At 59.9% G+C, this 16120-nt stretch carries 19 protein-coding genes; 14 read left to right on the top strand and 5 right to left on the bottom strand.

The features are described 5' to 3' along the window. Positions 1–220: 220 nt before the first annotated feature. From ychF to ACSQ83_RS32775, 5 genes are all read left to right on the top strand, one after another. Complete coding sequence (gene ychF, locus ACSQ83_RS32795) at positions 221–1315, top strand: redox-regulated ATPase YchF (protein WP_436230980.1); 1095 nt, start codon at positions 221–223, stop codon at positions 1313–1315. 335 nt (positions 1316–1650) lie between these two features. Continuing rightward, positions 1651–1986, top strand: coding sequence for a phage integrase central domain-containing protein (locus ACSQ83_RS32790; protein WP_436230979.1), 336 nt, complete (start codon positions 1651–1653; stop codon positions 1984–1986). Between the two features lie 448 nt (positions 1987–2434). Further along, complete coding sequence (locus ACSQ83_RS32785; protein WP_436230978.1) at positions 2435–2680, top strand: tyrosine-type recombinase/integrase; 246 nt, start codon at positions 2435–2437, stop codon at positions 2678–2680. A gap of 194 nt (positions 2681–2874) precedes the next feature. Next, positions 2875–3153: a type II toxin-antitoxin system RelE/ParE family toxin gene (locus ACSQ83_RS32780; protein WP_436230977.1), complete on the top strand. Its 279-nt coding sequence runs from the start codon at positions 2875–2877 to the stop codon at positions 3151–3153. 16 nt (positions 3154–3169) lie between these two features. Then, positions 3170–3472: a HigA family addiction module antitoxin gene (locus ACSQ83_RS32775; RefSeq protein ID WP_436230976.1), complete on the top strand. Its 303-nt coding sequence runs from the start codon at positions 3170–3172 to the stop codon at positions 3470–3472. Positions 3473–3589: 117 nt separating this feature from the next. Here ACSQ83_RS32775 and ACSQ83_RS32770 read toward each other — a convergent pair whose 3' ends face one another. Together ACSQ83_RS32770 and ACSQ83_RS32765 are read right to left on the bottom strand one after the other, a co-directional pair. Beyond that, complete coding sequence (locus ACSQ83_RS32770; protein ID WP_436230975.1) at positions 3590–3856, bottom strand: hypothetical protein; 267 nt, start codon at positions 3854–3856, stop codon at positions 3590–3592. Between the two features lie 143 nt (positions 3857–3999). Beyond that, on the bottom strand, positions 4000–4245 hold the full coding sequence (locus ACSQ83_RS32765) for an Arc family DNA-binding protein (protein WP_436230974.1): 246 nt from the start codon (positions 4243–4245) through the stop codon (positions 4000–4002). Between the two features lie 113 nt (positions 4246–4358). Between ACSQ83_RS32765 and ACSQ83_RS32760 the strand changes: the two genes are divergently transcribed. The 3 genes from ACSQ83_RS32760 (at position 4359) to ACSQ83_RS32750 (ending at position 7791) form a co-directional block, all read left to right on the top strand. Beyond that, entirely contained in the window at positions 4359–4580 is a 222-nt protein-coding gene (locus ACSQ83_RS32760) for a hypothetical protein (RefSeq protein WP_436230973.1), read from the top strand. Between the two features lie 350 nt (positions 4581–4930). Continuing rightward, positions 4931–6598 (top strand): energy-dependent translational throttle protein EttA, encoded by a 1668-nt coding sequence (gene ettA, locus ACSQ83_RS32755; protein ID WP_436230972.1) that lies wholly within the window; start codon positions 4931–4933, stop codon positions 6596–6598. Between the two features lie 74 nt (positions 6599–6672). Then, on the top strand, positions 6673–7791 hold the full coding sequence (locus ACSQ83_RS32750) for a DUF748 domain-containing protein (RefSeq protein ID WP_436230971.1): 1119 nt from the start codon (positions 6673–6675) through the stop codon (positions 7789–7791). On the opposite strand, the gene ACSQ83_RS32745 is transcribed toward ACSQ83_RS32750, so the two are convergent. The 3 genes from ACSQ83_RS32745 to ACSQ83_RS32735 all read right to left on the bottom strand — a co-directional run bounded on the left by ACSQ83_RS32745 (position 7792) and on the right by ACSQ83_RS32735 (position 10586). After that, a complete protein-coding gene (locus tag ACSQ83_RS32745; RefSeq protein WP_414954151.1) occupies positions 7792–8415 on the bottom strand; it encodes an HAD family hydrolase in 624 nt (207 codons plus the stop codon). A gap of 16 nt (positions 8416–8431) precedes the next feature. Further along, positions 8432–10252 carry an aminopeptidase P family protein gene (locus ACSQ83_RS32740; RefSeq protein ID WP_436230970.1) on the bottom strand — a complete coding sequence of 607 codons (1821 nt, stop codon included), beginning with the start codon at positions 10250–10252 and terminating at the stop codon, positions 8432–8434. A gap of 70 nt (positions 10253–10322) precedes the next feature. Then, positions 10323–10586, bottom strand: coding sequence for a hypothetical protein (locus ACSQ83_RS32735; RefSeq protein ID WP_414954153.1), 264 nt, complete (start codon positions 10584–10586; stop codon positions 10323–10325). A gap of 361 nt (positions 10587–10947) precedes the next feature. Here ACSQ83_RS32735 and ACSQ83_RS32730 point away from each other — a divergent pair, with 361 nt between their 5' ends. From ACSQ83_RS32730 to ACSQ83_RS32705, 6 genes are all read left to right on the top strand, one after another. Continuing rightward, positions 10948–11541, top strand: coding sequence for a response regulator transcription factor (locus tag ACSQ83_RS32730; RefSeq protein ID WP_436230969.1), 594 nt, complete (start codon positions 10948–10950; stop codon positions 11539–11541). Between the two features lie 50 nt (positions 11542–11591). Then, on the top strand, positions 11592–12905 hold the full coding sequence (hemA, locus tag ACSQ83_RS32725; protein WP_436230968.1) for a glutamyl-tRNA reductase: 1314 nt from the start codon (positions 11592–11594) through the stop codon (positions 12903–12905). A gap of 98 nt (positions 12906–13003) precedes the next feature. Beyond that, a complete protein-coding gene (gene prfA, locus ACSQ83_RS32720) occupies positions 13004–14086 on the top strand; it encodes a peptide chain release factor 1 (RefSeq protein WP_436230967.1) in 1083 nt (360 codons plus the stop codon). Next, a complete protein-coding gene (prmC, locus tag ACSQ83_RS32715; RefSeq protein ID WP_436230966.1) occupies positions 14083–14910 on the top strand; it encodes a peptide chain release factor N(5)-glutamine methyltransferase in 828 nt (275 codons plus the stop codon). The genes prfA and prmC overlap by 4 nt, the downstream gene beginning before the upstream one ends. 196 nt (positions 14911–15106) lie before the next feature. Beyond that, positions 15107–15418, top strand: coding sequence for a Grx4 family monothiol glutaredoxin (gene grxD / locus ACSQ83_RS32710; protein ID WP_414954158.1), 312 nt, complete (start codon positions 15107–15109; stop codon positions 15416–15418). Between the two features lie 35 nt (positions 15419–15453). After that, positions 15454–16035, top strand: a complete 582-nt coding sequence (locus ACSQ83_RS32705) for a UbiX family flavin prenyltransferase (protein ID WP_436230965.1) — start codon at positions 15454–15456, stop codon at positions 16033–16035. Positions 16036–16120 lie beyond the last annotated feature (85 nt).

Below are 16120 nucleotides of genomic sequence, written 5' to 3'. Positions count from 1 at the left end.
ATGCGGTGTTTCAGCGGGTGAGACAGCCCGGACCTGCCCGGCAGCGACCTTCCCGCCTGCCCAGCCGACCCAGCCGTGGCGCTACAATAGCGGTTTTTCCGGCCCGCACGACGTGGCCGCCCGCTATGCGCGCAGGACCTGCGGTTTTTTGAAACCCGCGACACGCGCATCCAGCGTTGAACCACGCGGCGCACGCCGTTTCACCAGTTCGAAGGATTCCATGAGCCTCCAATGCGGCATCGTCGGCTTGCCTAACGTCGGCAAGTCCACACTGTTCAATGCACTGACCAAGGCCGGTATCGCCGCCGAAAACTATCCGTTCTGCACGATCGAGCCGAATGTCGGCGTGGTCGAAGTACCGGATCCGCGGCTGGCCGCACTCTCGGGAATCGTCAATCCCGAGCGCGTGGTCCCGGCCATTGTCGAATTCGTCGATATCGCTGGCCTCGTGGCCGGCGCGAGCAAGGGCGAAGGCCTGGGCAACAAGTTCCTCGCGAACATTCGCGAAACTGACGCCATCACGCACGTCGTGCGCTGCTTCGAAGACGAAAACGTGATTCACGTCGCGAACAAGATCGACCCGCTCGCGGACATCGAAGTCATCAATACGGAACTGGCGCTGGCGGATCTGGCGACAGTGGAGAAGGCGCATCACCGTTACGCGAAGTCGGCGCGCTCGGGCAACGACAAGGAAGCGGCGAAGCTCGTCCCCCTGCTGGAAAAGATCCAGGCGCAACTCGATCAGGCGAAACCTGTGCGCGCGCTGGACCTGAGCGAAGACGAACTCCTGCTGATCAAGCCGCTCTGCCTGATCACGGCCAAGCCGACCATGTACGTGGCGAACGTGAAGGACGACGGGTTCGAGAACAATCCGCATCTGGACGCGGTGCGCAAGCACGCGGAGGCCGAGGGCGCGCCGGTGGTGGCGGTGTGCGCGGCGATCGAAGCGGAAATCGCGGATCTCGACGACGCCGACAAGCAAGAGTTTCTCGCCGATATCGGCATGGACGAGCCGGGTCTTGATCGCGTGATTCGCGCGGGTTACAAGCTGCTCGGATTGCAGACCTATTTCACGGCGGGCGTGAAGGAAGTGCGAGCGTGGACGATTCATATCGGCGACACCGCGCCTCAGGCCGCCGGCGCTATTCACACGGACTTCGAGCGCGGGTTTATTCGCGCGCAGACCATCGCGTTCGATGACTTCGTCGCGTTCAAGGGCGAACAAGGCGCGAAGGAAGCCGGGAAGATGCGGGCGGAAGGCAAGGAATATGTCGTGCACGACGGCGACGTGATGAATTTCTTGTTCAACGTCTGAACGCTTTTTATTTTTCCACGACGTACCGAGATTTTCCTCAACGTTCCGAAATTTCTCCTGAGGCCCGCAGATAGCGGGCCTTTCGTTTTCCGTAACATTCCGCCGATGATCGGCACAGCCCGAAAATAGCCGGGTATGCTACAGGGTACGGAAAGTTAACCTTGCCCAAGACACCGGGTATGAATGTGAGTTGCGCCCTTGTATGCCGCTTAACGATACCCAGTGTCGTAACGCGAAAGCCAAAGAACGCCCCTATAAGTTGACGGAAGGAAATGGCCTCTACCTCGAAGTAAAGCCCAAGCGGAACCAAGTCTTAGCGCTATCGCTTCGAGTTGTTGGGCAAGGAAAGTGTCTACGCGATCGGCGACTATCCGACCGTCCCGCTAACAGACGCGCGCGACAAGCGCCGATGGGCCAGGGAACACGTTAAGCAGGGCAAGAGCCCGGTCCAAGAGCGGCAACTCGAAAGGATCAGGCAGCAGCACGAGAGCACCATCACTTTCGAGGCAGTGGCGAAGAAGTGGATCAGCCTCAAGGACTGGGAGCAAATCACAAAAGATCGGCGACTCGATACGCTTGAGCGCGTCGTATTCCCGCATATCGGGCATTTACCCATGCGGGATATCACATCGGCGCATGTCCTCGCGCTGCTAAAAAAAAGTCGCGCCTAAAGCGCCCACGGTCGCGGCCGAGGCGAAACGGATAATTTCAGGCGTTTTCGGGCTGGCGATTTCAACACTCCGCGCCGACATCGACCCCGTGTACCCAGTCCGCGACGCCCTGCCGAAAAACAAAACCTAGCATAAGCGGCCATTGAAGCTGGACGAGATCGCCCAATTGTTGCGGGATATGGGCGGCTATACGGGGAATGTCACGACTGTCGCGTCATTTCAGCTTATGTGGCTGACGCTTTGCCGGCCCAGCGAGTCTGTGGAGGCGGCATGGACAGAATTCGATCTAGACAAACGCGGTTTGGAATATTGGCCTTGGCCGAATGAAAATGCGCGAGGAACATTCGGTGCCGCTTCCTCGGCAGGCAGTCGAGATGCTGACCGTTCTACGCAGCGTTTCCGGCAAGTGGGACCATGTCTTCCCGGATAGGATGACCGAAAGCGTCCGATGACGTTGCCGACACTGCGGCAGGCCCTGAAGACGATTGGATGGGCCGGCAGATACAGCCCGCACGCAACGCGCACAACCGGCAGCACGCGCTTGAACGACCTCGGTTACTCGCCGGACTGGATCGAGCGGCAGTTGGCGCACAAGGACACCAACAAGGTTCGCCGAAATTACAACCAGGCGACCTATTTCGATAATCGACGGGGTGATGATGCAAGCTTGGGCGGATTTGCTCGACGCGCTTGAGACGGGCGACAACGTGATAGTTGCTAACTTTCGAAAGGCGGCTGCGTGAAGAGCAAAAGAACACCGACCTCGTGGAAAACAATGACTCGCGCAGAGCGAAATGCGTTCGCATCGGCAAGTAGCTATAAGGTTTCGCGTACACAGGCCGTTAATAATGTTTGACGTCAGTAACGACGCGCATTAGCATACTTGACATGATCCAAACGTTCCGGTGCGCCGACACTCAGGCCCTTTTTGGTGGTCAACGAGTGGCGCGTTTCGTCAATATCGAAAACGTTGCCATGCGAAAGCTGGCGATGTTAAACCGCGCTGCCGTACTGGATGATTTGAGGATTCCGCCTAACAATCGCCTGAAAGCATTGGATCGGGATAGGGCTGGATCACATAGCATCCGTATCAACGACCAGTTCCGGATATGCTTTAGATTTGACGCTGGAAACGCGTTTGATGTGGAAATCGTTGACTACCATTAGCCAAAGGAGTGGCACTATGAACCGCGAAGTCGCCTACCCGACGCCAGGTGAAATCTTGACCGAGGAGTTCCTGGAGCCAATGGGTATCAGCATGTACCGTCTTGCTAAAGATATCGGCGTGCCACAGCAGCGCATCGGAGATATCGTTAATGGACGCCGTGCGATTACTGTCGACACGGGCCTGCGCCTGTCACGGTACTTTGGAACCAGCGACGAGTTCTGGACCGGGTTACAGTTGGATTTCGACACGGTTACTGCGAAGGCCGAACTTGCGGACCGTTTGGCCAGCATCCCTCGTTTCGAACCAGAAGAAGCTTGAAGAGACCATACCTGACCTCAGCGATAACCAGCCCGCCGCGCGCGGGCTTTTTTACGACCGCAACCTATCAAAAAAAATCGCGCCGTATAACGGGCGGGTCGGGCACTGCTAAGAGGATCAGGATGGGCAACGCTTTAGTTCGGGCGGCAGGCTGCCAACACCGATTTTAGCTGCTTCGTAAAGCGCAATAGCGGCTTCGCCCACGGGCACGCCACTATTCTGCCTTTGGTCATTGTGAGTTCTTGCAGACGCCGGACAGACGGTACTGGCTTCATACGGTGCGGGGACGGCGCTTGCTCGAATGTTGTCCTCAACCGTTGTTGCCGATGCGACGCGGCATACCGCAAAAGCCGCCAAGCAAGTGAAAGCGCTGATCTTTTTCATTTGGAAATCCTCCGTCTCAATTCAACCCCCTTTCTGAGCCGCGCAGCTCGGTTGATCAGATCACGAACAACCTAGAGGCACTGCGAGCTTTTGCAGGAGTTCTCGCTGATAGGTTCGGTCAAGCTGCATGCGATGCCTCGTTGTTAGCGCTTCGCACGTTTTTTTTCCCGATCGTCCAACACTTTGCCGACCTTTTCCGCAAACAGGTCGAGTGTCCTATCGTCAATCTGTGTCGCCCGACCACCTAGCGCGGCCGGTCCAATGCTCTCTTCGAGACGTTTGACGACCTCCGCATTGACGGATCGGTTGTTTTCTTGGGCGGCCAGCGCCAGAGCATCTTTCAGCTCGGGCGGCAGGCGCAACTTCATCTGTGGGTCTTCGCGTGTCATTTACGCATCTTAATGGACCACGGCGGTGTTGAAAATTAAACCACGGTGGTCCATTATAATTACACGACTCACCGAAAAGAATCACATGGCCAACCCTTCGAAAGGAGCAAATCATGAGATCCGCAGCAGCTGTGCAGGCCGCCGGCGCGATACCAGGCAGTCTGATCGATCAAATCACCCGCGACGCTATCCGTCGTGCATCAATGGCGCCGACGTACATGGAGGCGCTCGACATTACCGGTGCCGCGCTGATTGCGGTCGCTTACCTGGCGAAGGCGGGGGGCCCATCATGGATGAAACCTTCCCAACGTCCGCAGACTTCAAGAAGACGCTGAGCCAGTTCAGCGCGCTGACAACATTCATGTTTGTCGACGGCAAAAGCGTCTTGCCACTTTTATCCGATGCCTGCAAAGACGAGCAGCCGACATCGCAGCGGCACGTGTTCGCGCCATGGCGGTGTCGCAACCTGGCGCTGTGAACGCCCCGGATCGAAGCAGATAAACGCCCGCCAAGCAGCCATATCCATCGAAGTACAATGACGTCACTTCCCGCGTGCTGCGGGAAACGCATCGTCGCGTACTGAATCCAGGGTTTCCCGGCGGAGGCTTAAAAACCGGCATTCTCCCGGCTAAAGCACGCCGTAAAAAACCGACATCCGCAAACCTCAAGACAACTGAATCCGCAAATGGCCCAATACGTCTTCACCATGAACCGCGTCGGCAAGATCGTGCCGCCCAAACGCCAAATCCTGAAAGACATCTCGCTGTCGTTCTTCCCCGGTGCCAAGATCGGCCTGCTCGGCTTGAATGGTTCCGGCAAATCGACCCTCATCCGCATCATGGCGGGCGTCGACAAGGAAATCGAAGGCGAAGCCACGCCGATGCCGAACCTGAACATCGGCTACTTGCCGCAGGAACCGCAACTCGATCCGCAGCAAACGGTGCGCGAAGCCGTTGAAGACGGTCTCGGCGAAGTCTTCAGCGCACAGAAAAAACTCGACGCCATCTACGCGGCGTACGCGGAACCGGACGCTGACTTCGACGCCCTCGCCGCCGAGCAAGCCAAATACGAAGCCATTCTCGCGACCAGCGACGGCGGCACGCCCGAGCAACAACTCGAGGTCGCCGCCGACGCGCTGCGCCTGCCCCCGTGGGACGCGAAGATCGAACACTTGTCGGGCGGCGAAAAGCGTCGTGTGGCGCTTTGCAAACTGCTGCTGCAAAAGCCCGACATGCTCCTGCTCGACGAACCGACCAACCACCTGGACGCGGAATCGGTGGATTGGCTCGAACAATTCCTGACGCGCTACCCAGGCACGGTCGTGGCAGTCACCCATGATCGATATTTCCTCGATAACGCCGCCGAATGGATTCTCGAACTCGACCGCGGCCACGGCATTCCGTGGAAGGGCAACTACAGCAGCTGGCTCGACCAGAAGCAAGATCGGTTGAAGCAGGAAGAATCGACGGAATCGGCGCGTCAGAAAGCGCTGAAGAAAGAACTGGAATGGGTGCGCCAGAACCCGAAGGGACGCCAGGCGAAGTCGAAGGCGCGTATCGCTCGCTTCGAGGAACTCAACAGCCAGGAATACCAGAAGCGCAATGAAACGCAGGAAATCTTCATCCCTGTCGGCGACCGGTTGGGCAACGAAGTGATCGAGTTCAAGAACGTGAGCAAGGCCTATGGCGACCGTTTGCTGATCGATAACCTCAACATGAAGATCCCGGCCGGCGCGATTGTCGGAATTATCGGGCCGAATGGCGCGGGGAAATCGACGTTGTTCCGCATGCTAACGGGCAAGGAGCAACCGGATTCGGGCGAAATCGTCACGGGACCGACGGTCAAGCTGGCGTATGTGGATCAGAGCCGCGATGCGCTCAACGCCAACAAGACCGTGTTCGAAGAGATTTCGGGCGGTGCGGACGTGCTGACTGTGGGCAAGTACGAAACGCCGTCGCGGGCGTATATCGGCCGATTCAACTTCAAGGGCGGCGATCAGCAGAAGACGGTCGGCGCGTTGTCAGGCGGTGAACGCGGCCGCCTGCATCTGGCGAAAACGTTGATTGAAGGCGGCAATGTGCTGCTGCTAGACGAGCCGTCGAACGACCTGGACGTTGAAACTTTGCGCGCGCTGGAAGACGCGTTGCTGGAATTTGCGGGATCGGTGATGGTGATCTCGCACGATCGCTGGTTCCTCGACCGGATCGCGACGCACATCATCGCGTTTGAAGGCGATTCGCAAGTAACTTTCTTCGACGGCAACTATCAAGAGTACGAAGCCGACAAGCGTAATCGTCTGGGCGAAGAAGCGGCGAAGCCGAAGCGCCTGCGCTATAAGCCAATCGTCCGATAAAGCCGGCAGCGGCCAAGGCCAACAACAACGCACCAAATCGCCGCCCGCGCGCGGCTTGGATGGGGGACATCGGGATGGCGGGTACAAAGGCGCGACGCGTCGCGCTGTGGGCGGGCGTGGTCATCGTGGTGTTGCTGTTGGCAGTGGTCGGCGGCGGGTTTTTCGTCGCGCAGGAAATGAAGGCGCGCGTGCTTGAAACGCTCGGGCCGCTTGGCTCCGTGGAAGATATCGACGTGGGTTATGCGCGCATCACGTTGAGCCGCGTGCGTCTGCGGGGCCCGCAGGGTTGGCCCACGGACGACACGCTGCGCGCCGAGCGCGTTACGCTGAACATCGACATGCGCTCTCTCCTGAGCAACCGCGTGCATCTGCGCCATGTGACGGTGGATGGCTTTTATCTGTCTGCCGCGCGTTTCGCCGATGGCCGCGTCGAGTTGCTGCCCAATCTCCGGCAGTCGACGCGCGAAGCCCAGGCCGGTTCAAGCGAAGCGGCGGCGCATGCGCAAGAAGACCGGCTGATCGATCACGTGACGTTCGAGCGTGGCTCGATCGAGTTCTTCGATCAATCCGTGCAAACGCCGCCGTACAAAATCCTGATTTCCGACGCGCGGGCCAACGTCGACAACCTGCATCTTCCCGAACTTACGGACCCGACCACGCTCGACATGACCGGGTCGATCAAAGGGCCGTCGCACACGGGCACGGTCGCGTTCAACGGCTGGATAAAAATTGCGAGCAAGGATTCGCAGACGCACACGACCTTGCGCAACGTCGACATTGCTACGCTCGATCCGTATCTGCTGAGGAAAGCGGGCGCGAGGACCACCGTCACGGGCGGCACGCTCGACCTCACGCTCGATGCCACGGTGCACGACTACCGCATCCACGCGCCGGGTTCGGTCGTGCTGAATCGGCTGCAATTATCGGATAACGGCAATCCGCTCGACACGTTTCTCAGCATTCCAACCAAGCTCGCGATCGCGGCGTTGAAAAACCACGATCAGATCAAGCTGGACTTCACGCTGGACGGTGACTTGCGCGACCCGAAGTTCTCGCTTAACGGAAGCTTGTCGACCAAGCTCGCGGAGGGCTTCGCCAAGTTTGTCGGCGTGAACACAGAAGGCGTGGCCAAGAACGCCGGCGGTGTGGTCAAGAACATCGGCGACGCGCTGAAGCATCTATTCGGAAAGTGATTACACGGGCAGACCTAGCGCCCTCAAGCGCGCTTCGGTTTGCTCGGCGTTCGTGTGATGCACGGCATTCCAGCCGAGCGCGGTAGCAGCGTGAATGTTCTTCACGTTGTCATCGATAAAAACAACTTCCTGCGGCTGAATGTCCGGAAGATGCTTCTCAATCTCGGCCCACATCAACGCGAAAATCGCCGGATCGGGTTTTGCGACCGACACACGCCCCGACACGACCACCTCGCGAAAACGCTGCAGCACCGGAAACCGCTCCCACGCCCAAGGGAAAGTTTCAGCGGACCAGTTGGTGAGCCCGAACAGCGGCACTTTCGCGGCTTCGAGCTTGTCGACCAGCGCGACGCCATCTTCCAGCACGCCTCCCACCATCTCCTGCCAGCGCTCGTAAAACGCGCGGATCAGGGCTTCGTGTTCGGGGAATTTGGCGATCAGTTCGGCATTGCCGTCGGCGATGGTTTGCCCCGCATCCTGCTGCAACACCCAGTTCATATGCACGACGTTGTCCATGAACCAGCGCCGCTCGGTGGCATCGGGAATCAGCCGGCTGTACACATACTCCGGATTCCAGTCGATCAACACGCCGCCGAAATCGAACACTACTGCCTTGATCGCCATACGTTTAAAGCTCCGTTCAGATTGCTTGCGTGCGTTTTTCGAGCCACGTTTTCGCCGCGCCGGACACATGCGGCGAGACGCGTTCGAAAACCGTCGCGTGATAGTCGTTGAGCCACGCGCGTTCGTCGTCGCGCAGCAACGTCAGGTCGATGCAGCGTGTGTCGATAGGACACAGCGTCAGCGTTTCGAACTTGAGGAAATCGCCGAATTCAGTTTTGCCGGCGGGTTCGTTCATGACGAGATTTTCGATGCGAATACCCCATTTCCCTGGCCGATAAAGCCCCGGTTCAATCGACGTGATCATGCCGTCTTCCATCGCCGTGTACGGCTCGGCCGGCGCGTAGTGGGAGATGACCTGTGGGCCTTCGTGCACGTTCAGGAAATACCCGACGCCATGCCCCGTGCCGTGTCCGTAATCCGCACCGGCTTCCCAGATCGGCGCACGGGCGATGGCATCGAGCATGGGTGAGCGAATGCCGCGCGGGAAATGCGCCCGCGACAGCGCAATGGTCCCCTTCAGCACGATCGTGAAATCGCGTTTGTGCTCCGACGTGATCGTGCCGATAGGTACAACGCGCGTGATGTCCGTCGTACCGCTCAGGTATTGGCCACCTGAATCGATCAGCAGTAGACCATTGCCTTCGATCACCGAATGCGAGGCGTCGGTCGCGCGGTAATGCGGCATCGCGCCATTCGAGTTGAAGCCGGCGATAGTGGCAAAGCTCAACGTGACGAATCCTGGCCGGCGCGCACGTGCAGCCGTCAGTTTTTCATCGATGGTGAGTTCCGTGATCGTCTCGCGTCCGAGCGCGTCTTCGAACCATGCGAAGAACTCGGCAAGCGCGGCGCCGTCCTGTTCCATCGTCGAACGGATGTGCGCGGCGTCGGCGGCAGTCTTGCGCGACTTGGCGAACGTCGACGGATTCACCGCCTCCACAATCTTCACTTCAGCCGGCACTTTCTCGAGCGAACCGAACGTGATCCGGCGCGGATCGATAAGCAGCGAGGAACCCGCGGGCAACGCACCAAGAGCATTGGCCACAGCGGAATACGGCTCCACGCGCACGTTCTCCTTCGCCAGCGATGCCTTGAGATCGGCGGAAATCTTGCCATCGCCGACGAACAGCGACGCGTCGTCCAAACCGATCAACGCATGCGCGACGAACACGGGGTTATAGGTGACGTCGGCGCCGCGCAGGTTGAAGAGCCACGCGAGATCGTCGAGCGTCGAGATGAAATGCCACTGCGCGCCCTTCTCGCGCATCACGCGCCGCACTTCCGCGAGCTTCTCCGGACGCGTGACGCTCGCCTGGGGCGCGGCGTGTTCGTACACATTCTCCGACGGCAAACCCGGCCGCTCCGGCCAAACGGCATCAAGCAGATCCAGGTCCGTGCGCAACACGATCCCGCGTGCGGTCAACGCATCCTGCAGCGCCCGCGCCGCCGCCACGCCGAGCACGGCGCCATCGACTGCGACCGTCTCGCCAGCCGCCACGTTCTCCGCGAGCCAGTCCACGTGCGGTGCGGACTGCTGCCCGGCCATCATCTTCATCAGCGCGATTCCCGTCCCCGCCAATTGCGCCTCGGCCATCGTCCAATAACGGCTGTCGACCCACACGCCGGCGAAATCGGCGGTCACGACCAGCGTTCCGACCGAACCCGTGAACCCTGAGAGCCATTGCCGCCCCTGCCAATGCTCCGGCAAGTACTCGGAGATATGCGGGTCCGACGACGGCACCAGCACGGCGGCCAGCGCCTTACGCGCCATCGCGCCGCGCAGCAATTCGATACGCCCGGCGAAAGTCTGGGCATCGGGGGAATTCAGTCGATCGTTCATAGAGTCACCTGCAGAATTTATTTGATACATAGAACCAGTCGAACGTCATCAACGGTACATTAACCGCGAATCAACTCCGCGCGGCCAGCCCTACCGTGACGGTTACTGTGACGAGCGCCAACAGCGCGCACGCGAGCCACTCGAGGGAATCGCCATCGTGGAAAGCGCCAGTGATATTGCCGAGCATTTTTGCGAGCGCCGCCGCTACCACGCCCGCGAGTCCCGCCGCCCATAACCGGCCGAGTGGTTTTGAGACCAAACGCCGCAACGGATGCAGCCACCATCCGGCGAGCCCCACCACCAAACCGAGAAATATGATCCCTGGCCACCCCATTAGCGGGACGTTCCAGCGGAATTAAGACTAAACCTATGGGTTGAATCGGATTGGTGAACTAGCATTTTCGGTTCTGTAACCTAGAAGGTCTGGAAGGCGTTTGCAGCGTAGCGGATGAGTTTAGGGGGCTGGAATGGCGATGGCAAGCAAGTGCCAAGTGCCGCGCCGCCCAGCCTGTTCTCAACGCGCGCGGCAGCGTCGGAAATCATGCGAATCGCCATCATCGACGCGGACGTTCAGCACGCCGCACTCATGCGCCGGACACTTGTCCTGGACGGCCATTTCTGCCATTTTTTCCCCACGGCGCCCGTATTGCTGGATCGGATGAGGTACGACACATTCGATTTGCTGATCGCCGCCAATGAAACGCGCGACAATCGGCGCGGAAATCATCGAACGGGTCAGGCAACTGGCGCCGCAGCTTCCCATTGTGTTGATCGCGGCGAGCCAGAGCGAAGCCGATATGGTCGCGTGCCTGAAAGCCGGCGCCGACGATTGCGTCGCAAAAACCGTCCGATGCATCGAACTGGCGGCTCGCGTCGAGGTGCTGGCACGCCGCAGCGCGATTCGCACGCCTGCCGCCGAGCATTTCGGCGAATATCGGTTCAACGCGTCGAAATTGAGCGTGAGTTTCGGGGACGTGCGGGTTTTGCTCACGCCGAAGGAATTCCGCTTCGCCCGGTTGCTGTTCACGAACCTGTCACGCGCCGTGTCGCGGGCGCACATCATGGAAGTCGTATGGCCACGCGGAAGCGACATGGCGTCGCGGACTCTGGACACCCACGCGTCCCGTCTGCGCACGAAATTGCTGCTTCGGCCGGACAACGGTTACCGGCTGACCCCGCTCTACGGCTACGGTTACCAACTGGACCGGATTGAAGCTGACGGCATCCCGGGCGGCTTGTCTGGCTTGGGTTTCCAGGCTGGGACTGAAGAAATCCGCGAAAGGCTATAATATCGGGCTAAATTCCAAGGGTCTCAAGGCCATCGGATCAGGCCCATAACATGCAGCTCCTCGCGATCGGAATCAACCACCACACTGCGCCTGTCGCCTTGCGCGAACGCGTGGCGTTTCCGCTCGAACAGATCAAACCAGCGCTCGGCGCGCTGAAAGACCTGTGGCTGGGGCCGCTGGGGAAAGCAGCGCCGGAGGCAGCGATCCTGTCGACGTGCAACCGCACGGAGCTGTATTGCGCCACCGACGACAAAGCCGCCCGCGACGCCGCCATCCATTGGCTGTCCAAGTATCACAACCTGCCGGTGTCCGAACTCGCGCCGCACGTCTACGCGCTGCCGCAGTCCGAAGCGGTGCGGCATGCGTTTCGCGTCGCCTCGGGGCTTGATTCCATGGTGCTCGGCGAGACGCAGATCGTCGGCCAGATGAAGGATGCGGTGCGCACGGCGTCTGAAGCCGGCGCGCTCGGCACCTATCTGAACCAGTTGTTCCAACGCACCTTCGCCGTGGCGAAGGAAGTCCGCACGACCACCGAAATTGGGGCGCAATCTGTTTCCATGGCTGCTGCGGCCGTGCGTCTCGCGCAGCGCATCTTCGAAAACATTTCGGGTCAGCGCGTGCTGTTCATCGGTGCGGGCGAAATGATCGAGTTGTGCGCGACGCACTTTGCCGCGCAAAAGCCGCGCGAGCTCGTGGTCGCGAACCGCACCGCCGAGCGCGGCGAAAAGCTCGCCGACCGCTTCAACGGCCGCTCCATTCCCCTTTCCGAACTGCCCGCGCGCATGCACGAGTTCGACATCATCGTGTCGTGCACGGCATCCACGTTGCCGATCATTGGATTGGGCGCGGTGGAACGGGCTGTCAAGGCGCGTCGTCATCGGCCAATTTTCATGGTCGATCTCGCGGTTCCGCGCGACATCGAACCTGAAGTGGGCAAGCTGCAGGACGTATTCCTCTATACCGTCGATGACCTCGGCGCGATCGTGCGCGAAGGCAGCGCGTCGCGGCAAGCGGCGGTGGCGCAAGCGGAATCGATCATCGACACCCGTGTGCAGGGCTTCATGCAATGGCTCGATGCACGCAGCATCGTGCCGGTGATCCGCCACATGCACACGCAAGCCGATGCAATGCGCCGCGCCGAAGTCGAACGCGCCCGCAAGATGCTCGCGCGCGGCGACGACCCAGCTGCGGTGCTCGAAGCGCTGTCGCAATCGCTGACCAACAAGCTGATCCACGGTCCCACGCACGCGCTCAGCCGTGCCAGCCGTGAGAATCGCGACCAGCTCATCGACCTGATGGGCGGGCTTTACAAGCACGGCCATCCGTCAGGATCGAACGAACCGTCCGATCCGTCGGAAACTTAGCGCCCCTCTCTCGTCTCTTCTGCTTTGCGCCGCATGCGGGCATCTTTGCGGTCGCCTTCCTGATTGCTGTCTTCTTCGGAGCCTCGCTCCAGCCTTCCATGAAAACGAGCATGCAAAACAAGCTCGACCAGCTGACTACCCGGCTGGCCGAACTCAATGACCTGATGAGCCGCGAAGATGTGACCGCCGATATGGATCAGTATCGGAAGATCACGCGGGAAAATGCCGAAATTGGTCCGGTCGTGGAGCAATACGCGTTGTGGCGGCAGGCGTCGAACGACGAAACCACCGCCATGGAATTGCTCTCTGACCCGTCCATGCGCGATTTCGCCGAAGAAGAAATTGGCGAAGCGCGCGATCGGATGCTAGCTATCGAGCGCGATCTGCAGGCCATGTTGCTGCCGAAAGATCCGAACGATGACCGCAATATCTTCATCGAAATCCGGGCGGGCACGGGCGGCGATGAATCCGCGCTGTTCGCAGGCGACCTTCTGCGCATGTATCTTCGATACGCCGAGCGCAATCGCTGGACGGTCGAAATGATGTCGGAGAGCGTCTCCGATCTCGGCGGCTATAAAGAAGCGATCGTGCGGATCGCCGGCCAGAACGTGTATTCGAAGCTGAAGTTCGAATCGGGTGGGCATCGCGTGCAGCGGGTTCCCGCGACCGAAACGCAGGGGCGCATCCATACGTCGGCCTGCACGGTCGCGGTGATGCCCGAAGCCGACGAGGTTGGCGAAGTCGTGATCAATCCGGCGGACTTGCGTATCGATACCTTCCGCGCGTCCGGCGCCGGCGGCCAGCACATCAACAAGACCGATTCTGCCGTGCGTGTCACGCATTTGCCGACGGGGATTGTCGTGGAATGTCAGGACGACCGCTCGCAGCACAAGAACAAGGATCGCGCGCTGAAGGTGCTCGCCGCGCGGATCATGGACAAGCAGAACCAGGAGCAGCACGCGAAGGAAGCGGCCACGCGCAAGAGCCTGATTGGCTCGGGCGATCGTTCGGAACGGATTCGCACGTATAACTTTCCGCAAGGGCGAATGACCGATCACCGGATCAACCTGACGCTGTACAAGCTCGACGCGATCATGGATGGCGATATCGACGACCTGGTGGCCGCGCTCGTCAGCGAACATCAGGCCGAGTTGCTAGCTGCGCTGGGCGATTCGGAATGACGTCGGTCGCCGGGTTATTGCGCGCGTCTCCCCTGCCCGCGCTCGAAACGCGGATTTTGCTCGAGCACGTGCTCGGCTGGCGACGGACCGAATTGATCACGCGCGATGACAAGGAACTGCCTGAAGAAAGCGTCGAGCGCTTCGACGCGCTGGCCCAACGGCGCGCGGCGGGCGAACCGATCGCGCAACTCGTGGGGATGCGGGAGTTCTTTGGGCTCGCGTTCGAGGTCACGCCGGATGTGCTGATTCCGCGGCCAGAGACCGAATTGCTCGTGGAAATCGCGCTTGAAAAGCTGGCCGGGATCGAAGCGCCACGAGTGCTCGATCTAGGCACGGGCAGTGGCGCGATCGCCGTGGCGATTGCTTTTTCCCACGACAACGCCCGCGTCTGGGCGGTCGATCAATCCGCCGAAGCGCTGGCAGTTGCTACACGAAATGCGTCACGGTTGCTGCGCCCCGAGCGCAACATCACGCTGCTGAAAAGCGATTGGACCAGCGCGCTCGATCCCGCGCTGCGCTTCGACGTGATCGTGAGCAATCCGCCGTATATCGCGAAGAATGACCCTCATCTTTCCGAAGGTGATCTGCGCTTCGAACCCCGTACCGCCCTCACTGATGAAGCCGACGGACTCGCCGCGATCCGCACAATCGTCCAGACGGCGCCGTTTTTCCTGGCGACGGGCGGCTCGCTCTGGCTGGAACATGGCTACGATCAGGCCGCCGATGTACGCGCCCTGTTGACGGCGCGCGGTTTGTCCGACGTGCGCTCGGAGCGCGATCTGGCTGGGATCGAACGTGTCAGCGGCGGTTTTTTCGCGGCTTGACTCCCGTAGATGATGGCGTCAACCGGCTGCAAAGCCCTCCGGCCCGCTCAAGCCGCCTGGATTGAAATCCGCTATCATTTCAAATCGTTAGCGTGTGAAATTTCGCTTGAAGTAGCGCAAGCGGCCCGCAAGTGGCCCATACGTCACCGCTGGACCCAAAATCAACCCCGCATTACAACGCCTCGCAGGAAAGACCATGGAAACGCAAGAACGCATCAAAGAAATCGTTGAAGGAGCACCGGTTGTGCTGTTCATGAAGGGCACCGCACAGTTTCCCATGTGCGGTTTCTCAGGCCGCGCCATCCAGGTTCTGAAGGCTTGCGGCGTGACCGAGATCAAGACGGTCAACGTCCTTGAAGACGAAGGCGTCCGTCAAGGCATCAAGGAATTCTCCAACTGGCCGACCATTCCGCAGCTTTACGTGAACGGTGAGTTCATCGGCGGCTCGGACATCATGATGGAAATGTACGAATCGGGCGAACTGCAGCAATTGTTCGCCGCTGCCTGAGATTGTCCGTCGCACGTCCTTCGCCTAGAGCGCCCGTGCCGCGTCGGCTGATTGTCGCCATCACGGGTGCAACCGGTTCAATCTACGGCGTCCGGCTGCTGGAAGCGCTGCGCCGTCTGGGCGGTGCAGAAACGCATTTGCTGATCTCCAGCGCAGGTTGGCTGAACATCCAGCACGAACTGGATCTCGATAAAACCGCCGTCCACGCGCTTGCGGACGTTGTGCATAACGTTCGCGATGTCGGTGCGAGCATTGCATCGGGGTCGTTCGCCACCGACGGCATGATCGTTGCGCCATGTTCGATGAAAACGCTGGCGAGCATCGCGCTCGGGCTATCGGACAATCTGATCACCCGCGCCGCCGATGTCGTGTTGAAGGAACGTCGCCGCCTGGTGCTGATGGTGCGCGAAACGCCGTTCAATCTCGCGCATCTTCGCAATATGACTTCGGTCACCGAAATGGGCGGCATCATTTTCCCGCCGTTGCCGGCGTTCTATCATCGGCCGGCTTCTATTGATGAAATGGTCGATCAGACAGTCGATCGCGTGATCGATATGTTTGCGCTCGGAAGTCCAATTGCGGCAGCTTGGCCGGGATTGAAAGACGCGAGCGATTAACAACATCGGCGACACAATTCGTTGCCTCGCCGGCTGTTTATCAACCGTTCAACCGTCTATATATTCGTGGTAATGACTCTTTCCC

This window comes from Caballeronia sp. LjRoot29 (assembly GCF_964252755.1).
GTDB lineage: Bacteria > Pseudomonadota > Gammaproteobacteria > Burkholderiales > Burkholderiaceae > Caballeronia.
Note: the sequence above shows the minus strand (reverse complement) of the source record. Positions and strands in the feature narration are given on the sequence as shown.